This is a genomic window from Allobosea sp. LjRoot90, assembly GCF_964254315.1.
Lineage (GTDB): Bacteria > Pseudomonadota > Alphaproteobacteria > Rhizobiales > Beijerinckiaceae > Allobosea.
In genome coordinates this window covers 754,723-767,215 of sequence record NZ_CAXUTF020000001.1, presented here as the reverse complement: position 1 = coordinate 767,215, position 12,493 = coordinate 754,723, and the positions used below count along the sequence as shown (strand labels likewise).

10 protein-coding genes are annotated in these 12,493 nt (G+C 66.5%); 5 read left to right on the top strand and 5 right to left on the bottom strand.

Features of this window, described 5'->3' with window-relative positions; all coding sequences use genetic code 11:
• Nucleotides 1-45 precede the first annotated feature (45 nt).
• Nucleotides 46-939 (top strand): LysR family transcriptional regulator, encoded by an 894-nt coding sequence (locus tag ACSQ3M_RS03695; RefSeq protein WP_436148713.1) that lies wholly within the window; start codon nucleotides 46-48, stop codon nucleotides 937-939.
• A gap of 69 nt (nucleotides 940-1,008) precedes the next feature.
• Nucleotides 1,009-1,842: an AraC family transcriptional regulator gene (locus ACSQ3M_RS03690; RefSeq protein ID WP_436148712.1), complete on the top strand. Its 834-nt coding sequence runs from the start codon at nucleotides 1,009-1,011 to the stop codon at nucleotides 1,840-1,842.
• Between the two features lies 1 nt (nucleotide 1,843).
• On the opposite strand, the gene ACSQ3M_RS03685 is transcribed toward ACSQ3M_RS03690, so the two are convergent.
• Nucleotides 1,844-2,536, bottom strand: a complete 693-nt coding sequence (locus ACSQ3M_RS03685; RefSeq protein ID WP_436148711.1) for a DUF502 domain-containing protein — start codon at nucleotides 2,534-2,536, stop codon at nucleotides 1,844-1,846.
• A 114-nt stretch (nucleotides 2,537-2,650) separates the two neighbouring features.
• On the opposite strand from ACSQ3M_RS03685, the gene ACSQ3M_RS03680 reads away from it, so the two are divergent.
• Nucleotides 2,651-3,046 (top strand): YbaN family protein, encoded by a 396-nt coding sequence (locus ACSQ3M_RS03680; RefSeq protein ID WP_436148710.1) that lies wholly within the window; start codon nucleotides 2,651-2,653, stop codon nucleotides 3,044-3,046.
• Nucleotide 3,047: 1 nt separating this feature from the next.
• Here the strand turns inward: ACSQ3M_RS03680 and glmS are convergent, their stop codons facing one another.
• Nucleotides 3,048-4,874: a glutamine--fructose-6-phosphate transaminase (isomerizing) gene (gene glmS, locus ACSQ3M_RS03675; protein WP_436148709.1), complete on the bottom strand. Its 1,827-nt coding sequence runs from the start codon at nucleotides 4,872-4,874 to the stop codon at nucleotides 3,048-3,050.
• Between the two features lie 108 nt (nucleotides 4,875-4,982).
• A complete protein-coding gene (glmU, locus tag ACSQ3M_RS03670; protein ID WP_436149281.1) occupies nucleotides 4,983-6,338 on the bottom strand; it encodes a bifunctional UDP-N-acetylglucosamine diphosphorylase/glucosamine-1-phosphate N-acetyltransferase GlmU in 1,356 nt (451 codons plus the stop codon).
• 343 nt (nucleotides 6,339-6,681) lie between these two features.
• On the opposite strand from glmU, the gene ACSQ3M_RS03665 reads away from it, so the two are divergent.
• On the top strand, nucleotides 6,682-8,214 hold the full coding sequence (locus tag ACSQ3M_RS03665; RefSeq protein WP_436148708.1) for a glucan biosynthesis protein: 1,533 nt from the start codon (nucleotides 6,682-6,684) through the stop codon (nucleotides 8,212-8,214).
• Between the two features lie 2 nt (nucleotides 8,215-8,216).
• Complete coding sequence (gene mdoH / locus ACSQ3M_RS03660; RefSeq protein ID WP_436148707.1) at nucleotides 8,217-10,409, top strand: glucans biosynthesis glucosyltransferase MdoH; 2,193 nt, start codon at nucleotides 8,217-8,219, stop codon at nucleotides 10,407-10,409.
• Nucleotides 10,410-10,426: 17 nt separating this feature from the next.
• Here mdoH and ACSQ3M_RS03655 read toward each other — a convergent pair whose 3' ends face one another.
• Both ACSQ3M_RS03655 and ACSQ3M_RS03650 read right to left on the bottom strand, forming a co-directional pair.
• Nucleotides 10,427-11,302: a VOC family protein gene (locus tag ACSQ3M_RS03655; protein ID WP_436148706.1), complete on the bottom strand. Its 876-nt coding sequence runs from the start codon at nucleotides 11,300-11,302 to the stop codon at nucleotides 10,427-10,429.
• 22 nt (nucleotides 11,303-11,324) lie between these two features.
• The gene (locus tag ACSQ3M_RS03650) at nucleotides 11,325-12,491 is read right to left on the bottom strand and encodes a glutathionylspermidine synthase family protein (protein WP_436148705.1); all 1,167 of its coding nucleotides are present in this window, start codon (nucleotides 12,489-12,491) and stop codon (nucleotides 11,325-11,327) included.
• Between the last annotated feature and the right edge of the window lie 2 nt (nucleotides 12,492-12,493).

Here is a 12,493-nt window from a genome sequence, read left to right as displayed (position 1 = left end):
GATTAGCCGTTGAAATCTGTACAGGCTGATGCAAAATCACCAGCAATGGCTCGCCCGTCTCTGAACGACCTCACGGCCTTCGTGGTTGTCGCCAGCCGCCGCAGCTTCCGGCGCGCAGCGGATGAACTCGGCACCGCGCCCTCGACCTTGAGCCATGCGATGCGCGCCCTCGAGGAGCGCATGGGTGTGCGGCTGCTCAATCGCACGACGCGCAGCGTTTCGCCGACGGAGGCCGGCTTCGAATTGCTCGCCCGTCTTCAGCCGGCCCTTGCCACATTGGACGAAGCACTCGACAGCATCGCCACGTTCCGCGGCAGCGTGGCCGGGACCGTCCGGATCAACGCGCCACGACTGGCGGCGGCGCTTCTCGTGCGCGACGTTCTGCCTTTGGTGGCAGAGCGCTTTCCCGATGTGATCATCGACCTCGTCGTCGAGGGGAAGCTGATCGACATCGTCTCGGCCGGTTTCGATGCCGGCGTGCGCCTCGTCGACTCGATTCCGAAGGACATGGTCGCCGTGCCGTTCGCCGGCGAGGTCAGCTTCATCTGCGTCGCGTCATCGGCCTATCTCGAACGCTTCGGCGAGCCGGCCACGCCCGACGAGCTGGGGCGCCATCGCTGCATCGGCCACCGCGTGCCGGGCGGCAAGCTCTATCGCTGGGAGTTCGAGCGGGCCGGACAGGCGCTGATGATCGAGGCAGCCGGCCCGATCATCCTCGACGACGAGGAGTTGATGGTGGATGCCGCGGTGAAAGGCTTAGGTGTCGCCTACGTCGCCAGCCCGGCTGCCGAGGCAGCGTTGGCCGAAGGACGCCTTCTGCGGGTTCTTGCCGCGTGGGCGCCCGCTCCCGAAAGGATCGCAGTCTACTATCCCGGCCATCGCGCCGTTCCGCCGGCGCTGCGGGCCTTCCTCGATGTCGTCAAAGCGCCGCGATCGTAAGCAGCAGCAATCCTGATCAAGCGCGGCCATCTTGCCTCCGACATGGTGCCGGCGTTTCGTGAGTGAGCCATGGATCCGATCAAGAAAGCCCTCTGGTGCATCGAAAGCCGCTTCGCCTCCGAACTCTCGCTCGACGAGATCGCGGAGGTGAGCGGTGTTTCCCGCTTCCACCTCAGCCGCGCCTTCGGCGTGGCGACGGGGCGCTCGGTCATGCGCTATGTCCGCGAACGCCGGCTCTCGGAAGCGGCGCGCCAGCTGGCGAACGGCGCACCTGACATCCTCCAGGTCGCGCTCGACTGGGGCTACGGCTCTCACGAGGCCTTCACCCGCGCTTTCCGCGAGCAGTTCGGCCTCACGCCGGAAGAACTGCGCGCCAGGCGCGACCTCTCATCCCTTGCTCTCGTGGAGTCCCTGTCCATGCACTCCGCAGTCCGAACCCCTCTCGCCGAACCGCGCCTCGTCACCGGAAAACCGATGCTGATCGCCGGCTTCAATGGCCATTTCTCGGTCGACAACACGCAAGGCATCCCGCTGCTCTGGCAGAAGATCGTTCCGCATTTCGGCCATATCCCCGGCCAGAAGGGCTATGTCGCCTATGGCGCGAGCTATAATTGCGACGATGTCGGCGCCTTCGACTATATCGCCGGTGCCGAGGTCTCGTCCTTCAGCGATCTGCCGGACGAATTCGCGCGATTGAGCGTACCCGAGCAGCTCTGTGCCGTCTTCGAGCACAGCGGCCACATCACCGGCATCAAGCAGACCTATGAGGCGATCTGGCGCGACTGGCTGCCGAAATCGGGCCGCGAGCCGGCCATGGGCGTGACGCTCGAGCGCATGGACGAGCGCTTCGACGGCGCGACCGGCAACGGCGTCGTCGAGATCTGGGTGCCGCTGAAGAGCTGAGTTATTTTGCCCCGTCTGACATCGGCTGGCCGGGCTGGATCAGCCCGGCCGACATGATCAACTTGGCGCCGTCTTCGACCGAGATCGTAAGCTCCACCACCTCCCGCCGCGGCAGGTAGAAGAAGAAGCCGGTCGTCGGGTTCGGCGTGCAGGGCAGAAAGACGCCGATCTGCTCCTCGCCATCCGGCAGCTTGCCGGCGATCTCGGGCGCCGCCTCCTGCGCGATGAAGACGATCGACCACATCCCCGGCTGCGGGAATTGCACCATTCCGACCTTGCGGAACGAGGTGCCGGACTGGGAGAAGATCGTCTCGAAGACCTGTTTCACGCCCTTGTACAGGCCTCGCACCACCGGCATGCGATCAAGGATCGACTCTCCGGCGCCGATCAGCGTGCGCCCGACCAGGTTCGCGGCGAAGAAGCCGATCACCGTCAGGCCGATCAGGGCGATGATCAGCCCGAATCCCGGCAGCGGGAATGGCAAATGGTTCTCGGGCCAGAACTGGGCCGGCACCAGCGGCTTCACCAGGCCGTCGACCAGATTGATGAACCACCAGGTCACGGAGGCGGTGATCGCGAGCGGCGCTGCGAGCACGAGGCCGGTCAGGAAATAGCGCCTGAGCCTGGTACCGAAGGTCGGCCGCAGCAGATCCGTCTGAACGACGAGGCGCGGATCGGGCGTGCGGGCGTTCATCGGCGATCCAGGACTCCATGACTCTTGCGGCTCGGCTACATTGCGCCGCAATATCAGACGATAGCCGAGCGTGCGGCGCTGGCCACCCCCGATTCGCCGGGATCGACGAGTTTCGTGTCCGAACCTTCCAGACAGCAGCGCCGCTGGCATCGGCCGCTTTACCTTGCCGCCGGCTGGCTCTGCACGGTCCTCGGCATCATCGGGCTGATCCTGCCGGTGATGCCGGGCACGGTCTTCCTGATCGCGGCAGCCTGGTGCTTCTCGCGCTCCTCACCGCGCTTCGAGCAATGGCTCATCAATCACCCCTGGCTCGGGCCTCAGGTCGTGCGCTGGCGCCAGACGGGCGCGATCGCCCGCAAGGCGAAATACGTCGCCTGCGGCTCGATGCTGCTGAGCTTTATCATCCTGGCAGCGACCGATGCGCCGCCGATCGCGCTCTGGCTGAGCGGCGCCGGCCTGATCGCGGCCGGCACCTATGTCGCGAGCCGGCCGGAGCCGGACGAGAGATAGCTCACTCGACGGTGACGGATTTCGCCAGATTGCGCGGCTGGTCGACGTCCTTGCCCATGAAGACGGCCGTCTGGTAGGCGATCATCTGGATCGGTACCGCATAGACGATCGGCGCGAACAGCGGGTCCATCTCCGGCATGATGATGGTCGCTTCCGGCACGATCCCGGCTTCGGCCGCGCCCTTGGCGTCGGTGATCAGGATGATCCGCCCGCCGCGTGCCGCGACCTCCTGCATGTTCGAGGCGGTCTTCTCGAAGAGCGCGTCGTGCGGGGCGATCACGATGACCGGCATGTCCTCGTCGATCAGCGCGATCGGGCCGTGCTTGAGTTCGCCAGCCGGATAACCTTCGGCATGGATGTAGCTGATTTCCTTGAGCTTCAGCGCGCCTTCCAGTGCCAGCGGGAAGCTGGTGCCGCGGCCAAGATAGAGCACGTCGCGCGCTTTGGAGAGCTTGCGGGCGAGCTTCTCGATCTCCGGCTCCAGCGTCAGCGCCTGCGCCATCAGGCCCGGCAGCGCGATCAGCTCCTGAACGTAAGCCGCTTCCTGCTCGGCCGAGAGTGTGCCGCGGGCGCGGGCCGCGGCGATGGCGAGGCCGGCGAGCGCGGTCAATTGGCAGGTGAAGGCCTTGGTCGAGGCGACGCCGATCTCGGGACCGGCCAGCGTCGGGGCGACGACGTCGCTCTCGCGGGCGATCGTCGAGGTCGGCACGTTGACGACCGACATGACGTGCTGGCCTTCCTGGCGAGCGTAGCGCAGGCAGGCGAGTGTGTCGGCCGTTTCGCCCGATTGCGAGACAAAGAGCGCAAGCCCGTTCGCCGGCAAGGGAGCCTCGCGATAGCGGAACTCGGAGGCGACATCGATCTCGACCGGCAGGCGCGCCAGCTTCTCGAACCAGTATTTGGCGGTGAGGCCGGCGTAATAGGCAGTGCCGCAGGCCGAAATCGAGAGGCGCGACAGGCTCTTCCAGTCGAAAGGCACTTCGAAGGGCAAGCGCGTCTTGCCATTCGCCATGTCGACATAATGCGTCAGCGTGTGGCCGACCACTTCCGGCTGCTCGTGGATCTCCTTGGCCATGAAGTGGTGGTAATTGCCCTTCTCGACTAGAAAGGCGCCGGCGGCGACGCGCTGGGCGCGGCGATCGACCTGCTGGCCGTCGGCATCATAGAAGGTCGCGCCCTTGCGGTTCAGCACCACCCAGTCGCCCTCATCGAGATAGGCGATCAGGTTGGTGAAGGGGGCAAGCGCCAGCGCATCCGAGCCGAGATACATCTCGCCGTCGCCGATGCCGACCGCCAGTGGCGAGCCCTTGCGGGCGCCGATCAGCAGATCGTCCTGTCCTTCGAACAGGAAGGCGAGCGCAAACGCGCCGCGTAGGCGCGGCAGGGAAGCGCCGACCGCTGCGACCGGATCCTTGCCGCGATCGAGCTCTCGGGTGACGAGATGGGCGATCACCTCGGTATCGGTCTCGGTCGAGAAGACATGACCGTCCGCCTCGAGCTCGGCCTTGAGCTCGCGGAAGTTCTCGATGATGCCGTTATGGACGACGGCGAGCTTCTCGGTGGCGTGCGGATGGGCGTTGACCTCGTTCGGCTTGCCATGCGTCGCCCAGCGGGTGTGGCCGATGCCGATCAGGCCCTCGAGCGGCTCGGTCGAGAGGCGCACTTCGAGATTCTTGAGCTTGCCCTCGGCGCGGCGGCGGCTGAGCCGGCCGCCTTCGAGCGTCGCGACGCCGGCTGAATCATAGCCGCGGTATTCGAGCCGCCGCAGCGCCTCGACGACCTGGCCTGCGACGGCCTGCTTGCCGAGAATGCCCACAATCCCGCACATGAATGTGCCTCATCCGTTGATGTCGATGCGCATCGCAATAGTCCGAGGCGGCGCAATTGCGAAATCACGTTGAATGTCGAACTGTGAACGAAATGCCCTGCAAATCGCCTATTGCCTGGCTTTTCGGGCCTGAGCTGCCGCCCGGAACGCCGCGGCCCAGCCCTCGCGTTCCATCTGCCGGCCGCGCGCGACCGCCAGCGCATCCGGCTTGACGTCGCGGGTGATGACCGAGCCCGAGCCGACATAGGCGCCAGCGCCGATCGTCACCGGCGCGACCAGCGCGGAGTTGGAGCCGATGAAGGCGCCCTCCCCGATGATCGTCTTCGCCTTGAAGAAGCCGTCGTAATTGCAGGTGATCGTGCCGGCGCCGATATTGGCGTTCGCCCCGATCTCGGCATCGCCGATATAGGTCAGGTGGTTGACCTTGGCGCCCTCACCGATTGTTGCCGCCTTGATCTCGACGAAGTTGCCGACCCTGGCGCCCTTCGCCAAGTCTGCGCCCGGCCGCAAGCGTGCATAGGGGCCAATCGAGGCGCTTGGACCGACGCTCGCCCCCTCCAGATGCGAAAATGCGTGGATGACAGCGTTGTCCGCGATCCTGACGCCTCTGCCGAAGACGACATTGGGCTCGATCACGACATCGCGCCCGACGATGGTGTCGTGGCTGAAGAAGACCGTCTCGGGCGCGATCAGCGTGGCGCCGGCGAGCATAACTTCAAGCCGCTTGCGGCGCTGGAAGTCGGCTTCGACCGCGGCAAGCTGGGCGCGATCGTTGACGCCCTGCACCTCGGCCTCCGGCGCGACCCGCGCCACGGCCTTCAGGCCCTGCGCGCGCGCCACCGCAACGGCGTCGGTCAGATAAAATTCGTTCTGCGCATTGGCGCTGCCGATCGCATCGAGGATGCCGAGCGCCATCTTGCCGTCGAGCGCCATCAGCCCGGCATTGCAGAGCGTGATCGCGCGCGTCGCCTCGTCGGCGTCCTTGTGCTCGACGATTCCCTGCAACTCGCCAGCCTGCGTGACGAAGCGGCCATAGCCTGTCGGATCGCGCGCCTCAAAACCCAGGGCGGCAACGGCGACGCCGGCACGCAGGGGCTCGCGCAGGCCGGCGAAGGTTTCGGGGCGCACCAGCGGCGTATCGGCGAAGGCAACCAGAACGTCGTCATGGCCGCCCGCCAGGCTCTCGCGAGCTGCGAGCACCGCATGCGCCGTGCCCTTGCGCTCGGTCTGAACGAAGATCGCGGCATGCGGAGCATGCTTCTTCACCTCGGCCGCGACATCGGGCCGGTCGGGCCCGATCACCACGGCGAGCGCGTCGGCGCCGGCGGCCGTGACGGCCGCCAGGGCATGGCCGAGCAGCGAGCGGCCAGCCACCTCGTGCAGCACCTTTGGCTGCGCCGATTTCATCCGGGTCCCCTCGCCCGCCGCCAGCACGATGGCGAGGCAGGTCCGGGCGGGCTGCATTTCCGTCATGATCGTCCTGTCACATGCACTTCGAGAGGAAACGCGGCCATGACCGGCCGTCGTCCCGGGGCAGGCGAATGCCGCACCGGCGGTGGATAGCCGATAGCGAGCGGATTTGGCAAAGCCCAGCGGACGATATGCCATCACGCCGGCTCTGAGCGAGCCATCTGGCGCGGCTTCGTTTTCGACATGGCATTCCTGCATGCACGGCGCCCCTTTTTTCGCCTTTGGCCTTGCGCCACGCTTTTCAGCCCGGCGCGAAATGCTCTAGAAGCGCATGGCGGCAGAGCTTTGCCGGCCCAAGTTGGACCTGATGTCGAAATCCTTGAATCGCCGTCGATTTTTGAGCCTCGCTGCGACCGGCGCCATCGCGCAGCGGTTTGCTGTCGGCCCTGCGGCGGCGCAGGCGCCGACGAGCTGGGCCGGGCTAGTGCAATCGGTCATCGCCGAAGGGCAGCGCTTCGATCCGGCTCTCGTGATCGAGGCCGCCCGCGTGCTCTCGCGCCGGCCCATGGTGCCGCTGGTCGCGACAGACCTGCCGGAAGGCTACGCCACGCTTCCCTTCGATCAGTATACCGGCATCCGGGCGCAGCCCTCCGGCATGATCTGGGCGGGAGAGAATCGCGGCTTCACCGTCGAGCCGTTGCATCGCGGCAATGTTTTCTCCTCGCCGGTCAGCCTGTTCACGGTCGAGGACGACGTCGTCAGGCGCGTCGCCTTCGATCCCGGCAAGTTCAACTATGGCCGCGTGACGCCGCCGCCGGCCGGCGCAGATCTGCAGTTCTCGGGATTCCGCGTCTCGGCGGGACTCGAACGTCCGTATGAGCTCGCGCTGTTCCAGGGCGCGACCTTCTTCCGCTCACTGGCGCGCGGCCAGAATTTCGGAGCGATGGCCCGCGCCCTGATCCTGCGGCCGGGCGAGCAGCGCGGCGAGGAAATTCCATTCTTCCGCGCCTATTGGATCGAACGACCGAGCCCGGCCGCCGGCGTGCTGATCATCCATGCGCTGCTTGATTCCGAGAGCGTCACCGGCGCGGTGCGCATGACGCTGCGGCCCGGCGACGTCAGCTTCATCGATGTCGAGATGACACTGTTCGCCCGCGCCAATCTCGATCATGTCGGCTTCGGCTGTGTGATGGGCACCTACCTGTCCGGCCCGCAGAGCCGGCGCGGCTTCGATGATCTGCGACCGGCGGTCCACGAGGTCTCCGGCGTCCAGATGTTCACCGGCAATGGCGAGTGGATCTACCGGCCGGTGAGCAACCCCGCCAACCTGCAGGTCTCCTCCTTCCAGGATTCCAACCCACGCGGCTTTGGCCTGATTCAGCGCGAGCGCGATCCGAACGCTTTCGTCGACGACGATCAGCGCTTCGAGCTCAGGCCGAGCGTCTGGATGGAGCCCCTCGGCGACTGGGGCCCGGGTTCGGTGCAGCTCATCGAGATTCCCAGTGAATCCGAGCTCAACGACAACATCATCAGCTATTGGCGGCCGCGCCAGCCGATCGCCGCCGGCAGCGAGACCACGATCGCCTATCGTCAAGCCTGGTGCTGGCAGCCGCCGGAGCGACCGCCGCTCGCCACCGCCACCCGGATCCGGCAAGGCCGCGGCTCGCAGGCGCGCCGACGCCGTTTTCTCATCGATTTCACCGGCGACCGGCTCGCCGACCCGGCGCTCGTCGCCGCAATCCGCGCCAATGTCACGGCGACGCCGGGAACGATCCAGAACCTGCGTCTCTGGCCCTATCCGGAGCGCCGGACAATGCGCGTCGCCTTCGAGGTTGACCCTGGAAGCGAGACGCTCTCCGAGCTGCGCCTGGTACTGGACGCCGGCGGGCAGCCGGTTTCGGAAACCCTGTTGAACCGGTGGACCTGGTGACCGTGGACTTAGCTGTTCGCCCCGCCGAGACGGAGGTCGCGGCCGGCTATCCGGCCCCGGTCGAGGCGACGCCGCCCGAGAACCGGCTTGAGATGCCGGTGCAGTCCTTCCGCAGCTGGAAGGCTTCCGAAGCGCGTAAGCCGGCCGTCCCGCAGGCCTGGCGCACGCCCTGGCTGGCACGAGCCTTCGTCTTCGGCGGCGCCTGGTTGGTGACTGCCTATGGCGCCTGGGAAATGTACAACGTCGTGTCGGTCAGCCGCACGACGTTCCTGCAGTACGTGCTGCTCGTCCTGTTCACGGTGAACTTCTCCTGGATCGCACTCGCCTTCACCAGTGCCGTCCTCGGCTTCTTCGCCCTGCTCCTGCGCCTTATGAAGAGCCCGCGAGCCGAGACGCTGACGCAGAAGACCGTCGTGGTCATGCCGATCTACAACGAATCGACGGCACGGACCTTCGCTGCGGTCGCGGCGATCCGCGAGTCGATCGAGGCGACGGGGCTCGGCGCGCATTTCGACTACTTCATCGTCTCGGACACGACCAATCCCGACATCTGGGTCGCAGAGGAGCGCGCCTTCCTGGCTCTGCGCCAGCGGCTTGGGCCGGATGCCCGCATCTATTACCGCCACCGGCCGAAGAACCATCATCGCAAGGCCGGCAACATCGCCGACTTCGTCACGCGCTGGGGCGGGCACTATCCCCATATGGTCGTGCTCGACGCCGACAGCCTGATGACCGGCACTTGCATCGTGCGCCTCGCCGCCGCGATGGAGGCCGACCCCGACGCCGGCATCATCCAGTCGCTGCCGCTGATCATCAACCGCAATACGTTCTTCGCGCGCCTGCAGCAGTTCGCGGCACGGGTCTACGGTCCGGTGATCGCGACCGGGCTCGCGATCTGGTCCGGCCGTGACGGCAACTATTGGGGCCACAACGCGATCATCCGGACGAAGGCCTTCGCCGACCACTGTGGCCTGCCCGACCTCAAGGGCAAGCCGCCCTTCGGCGGCCATGTGCTCAGCCACGACTTCGTCGAAGCCGCGCTGATGCGGCGGGCTGGCTGGTCGGTCTACATGCTGCCCGACCTGACCGGCTCTTATGAGGAGAGCCCGCCCTCGCTGATCGACATCGCGACCCGCGACCGGCGCTGGTGCCAGGGCAATCTGCAGCATTCGCGCGTCATCGGTGCCAAGGGCCTGCTGACGGCGACCCGCCAGCATTTCGCCACCGGCATGATGGCCTATCTCGCCTCGCCCTTCTGGCTGATGCAGCTCGTGGTCGGCATCCTGATCGTGCTGCAGGTCAACTACGCCAGGCCAGAGTATTTCACCGAGGAATTCAGGCTCTTCCCGATCTGGCCGCGCTTCGACCCCGAGCGCGCGCTCAACCTGTTCGGGCTGACCATGGCGATCCTGCTGGCTCCGAAGCTGTTCGGCCTGCTGTTGACGCTGTTCGACGGCAAGCTCCGGCGCGCCTGCGGTGGCGGCATCCGCCTCACCCTTTCGGCCCTGCTCGAGATCCTGTTCTCGGCCTTCTTCGCGCCGATCATGATGGTGATCCAGTCCGGCTCGGTGTTCCAGATCCTGGTCGGGCGCGATACCGGCTGGAACCCCCAGCGCCGCGACGACGGCTCGATTCCGTACAAGGACATCGTCCGCCGGCATCGCATGCATACGGTGCTCGGCCTGGTCGCGGGCCTCTCGGCTTTCATGATCGCGACCTCGCTGTTCGCCTGGATGTCGCCGACGATCGTCGGTCTCGTGCTGGCGATTCCGTTGTCATGGGCGTCCGGGAACCTCGCGCTCGGGCTCTGGCTGAAGCGGCGGGGCCTCCTGATCACGCCTGAGGAAGGCGACCCACCGGGGATCGCATTGCGCGCCAATGCGCTTCAGGCCGAGTTCGCCAAAGCCGGCCATGACGACGCCGACGGCCTTGCGGCCCTCCATGCCGATCAGATGCTGCGCGCGACGCACGAGGCGATGCTGCCCCAGGTCCAGCCACGCCGGCGCGGCGAGATCGAATCGGACCGCGCCGTGGCGCAGGCCAAGCTGATCGATGCCGAGACGATCGCCGACGCGGTGATCTGGCTGAAACCGAAGGAGCGCATGGTCGTGCTGCACGACCGCGCCTTGCTCGGCCTGCTGGCGAACTTGCCAGAGGGCCCGGCCCATGCCGGGGCCGAGGCCCGCACGGGCTGATCGGCCGGGCCTCGGGGTCAGCCCAGCTCGAAGACGATGGCGCAGCCAAGCGCCGTGCTCGCGGGGACGACAAGGCGCGCACCGTCCTGGCCATGCGCAATGTCGCCTTCTACAAGCCTGGCGCGGATGGATTCGAGATTCGGCACGGTGACCGCGAAGCCGGCGAAATAGGGCTGCTTCCGTCCGCTGTCGTCATCGAGCATGTCCGCAGCCGCCTCGGGTGTCAGCACGTCCAGGCGCCCGCGCGGCAGCGGCAGGCGCAGGCTCGCCTCCGGTGTCGCAAAGCTCTCCGCTCCCGAGAAGGAGTCGAGGAAGTTGACCTGTGCTGCCGGCTCTTCGGCGACCATGAACACGGCCGAGAGCCCGCTCGCGCCGTTCTCGTGCTGCTGGAACGCGGGGTTCCAGAAATTCTGCGGCTCGTGCTGCTGGCAGACGAAGAAACCGCACTTGGAGGCCGCCTGATTCTCTGCAAACGCGAGGGAGAACGCGACGCGGACTTCGCTGCCATCCGGCCTGCGCGCCTGCCGCTCGAAGAAGAAGGGCTCGAAATCGCCGATCCCGGCGGTACGGAAGCCATTGGCATCGCCGGCCGCGTCCCGGCTCTCCAGCACCAGCATCGACATCCCCTCGCCGCGCGTCAGTGCACCGCGCACGAAGGCGCCGAAGGAGAAGTGCCGGGGCGCATGCGGTGGAATTAGCGTGCCGTCGCCGATGGTTATCAATTCAAGGAAGGCGCCGGGGAACTGGACGACCCGGTTCTCGGTGCCCCAGGGATGGCGATTGCGCGCGCCGACGCGGAAGCCGAGCCGCTCATAGAAGGCTCCGGCTGCGTCGAGATCGGCGACGCCGATGACGAGATGGTCGAGGCCGCGCGATTCTGAAGGCATGGTCATGGGCAAGCCGTAGGCGTTGGCGCTACGGCTCGATGAAATGCGGCACGAAGCGCGAGGTGTTCTTGGTGATCGGAGTCGTATCCTCGCGGACCCCTAAGCCGCAAGGCTGCGAGGCGACGAGCCATGAGCCGAGCACCGGATAATTGCCGTCGAGATTCGGCAGCATCGCACTCGCCTGCAGGATGAAGCCCTCGGCGCCATAGGGCCCGTCGTCGCTGTCCCGGACCGCCCCACCCTCGACCAGCGTCACATTGGCGCCCTCGCGCGAATAGAGCGGCTTGCGGACATGATTGGCGCCAAGCTCGGAACAGCGCGGATCGCCCTCGAAATAGGCCGGCAGCAGATTGGGATGGCCGGGCGCCATCTCCCAGAGATAAGGCAACAGCCCCTTGCTGGAGACGAGCGCCTTCCAGGGCGGCTCGACGAACTGGCAGCGCGAGCCGGCAAGCGCCGAAGCGTATTGCTCGCGGAACAGCCACTCCCAGGGATAGAGCTTGAACAACAGCTCGATCGGCAGGCTGGCGCCATCGCAGAAGCGTCCGTCGGCGAGCAGGCCCATCTCCTCGATGAAGGTGAAGCGGGCGTCGATGCCGGCCTGGCTGGCGCAATCGATCAGATAGTCGACCGTGCCCTTGTCCTCGAAGCTGCCCTGCACGCAGGTGAAATGCATGCGCTCGGGCGTGGGATTGCGCAGCTGGCCGAAGGCCGCGATCAGGCGCTCGTGCAGCGAATTGAACTGGTCGCAGCCGCGCGAGATCAGCCCCTGCGCCATCGCCTGCTCGAGCCAGTCCCATTGCACGACGGCAGCCTCGAACAGCGAGGTCGGCGTATCGGCGTTGTACTCCAGCAGCCTGGCCGGCCCCTTGCCGTCATAGGCGAGGTCGAGTCGGCCGTAGAGATTGCGATCGCCGCGCTGCCAGCTCTCGCGAATCAGCTCCCACTGCCCCTCCGGGACGGCGAGCCGGCGCAGAATCTCCTCGTCCTTGAGGGCGCGCTCGACGAAGGCAAAACAGAGCCCTTCGATCTCGCTGGTCGGCGCCTCGATATTCTCCTCGATCTCTTTCAGCGAGAAGGAATAGGCGACGCTCTCGTCCCAATAGATCGCTCCATCGAGCGTATGATAGGCGAAGCCGAGGCGCTCGACCTCCGCCGGCCAGTTCTTGCGTGGCGCTACGCGAAGCCGTTGCATCG

What these genes read in the sequence shown, in the direction of transcription:
- ACSQ3M_RS03695 (WP_436148713.1), top strand. Translation starts at nt 46, where the DNA reads ATGGCTCGCCCGTCTCTGAACGACCTCACGGCCTTCGTGGTTGTCGCC.
- ACSQ3M_RS03690 (WP_436148712.1), top strand. Translation starts at nt 1,009, where the DNA reads ATGGATCCGATCAAGAAAGCCCTCTGGTGCATCGAAAGCCGCTTCGCC.
- ACSQ3M_RS03685 (WP_436148711.1), bottom strand. Translation starts at nt 2,536, where the DNA reads ATGAACGCCCGCACGCCCGATCCGCGCCTCGTCGTTCAGACGGATCTG.
- glmS (WP_436148709.1), bottom strand. Translation starts at nt 4,874, where the DNA reads ATGTGCGGGATTGTGGGCATTCTCGGCAAGCAGGCCGTCGCAGGCCAG.
- glmU (WP_436149281.1), bottom strand. Translation starts at nt 6,338, where the DNA reads ATGCAGCCCGCCCGGACCTGCCTCGCCATCGTGCTGGCGGCGGGCGAG.
- ACSQ3M_RS03655 (WP_436148706.1), bottom strand. Translation starts at nt 11,302, where the DNA reads ATGACCATGCCTTCAGAATCGCGCGGCCTCGACCATCTCGTCATCGGC.
- ACSQ3M_RS03650 (WP_436148705.1), bottom strand. Translation starts at nt 12,491, where the DNA reads ATGCAACGGCTTCGCGTAGCGCCACGCAAGAACTGGCCGGCGGAGGTC.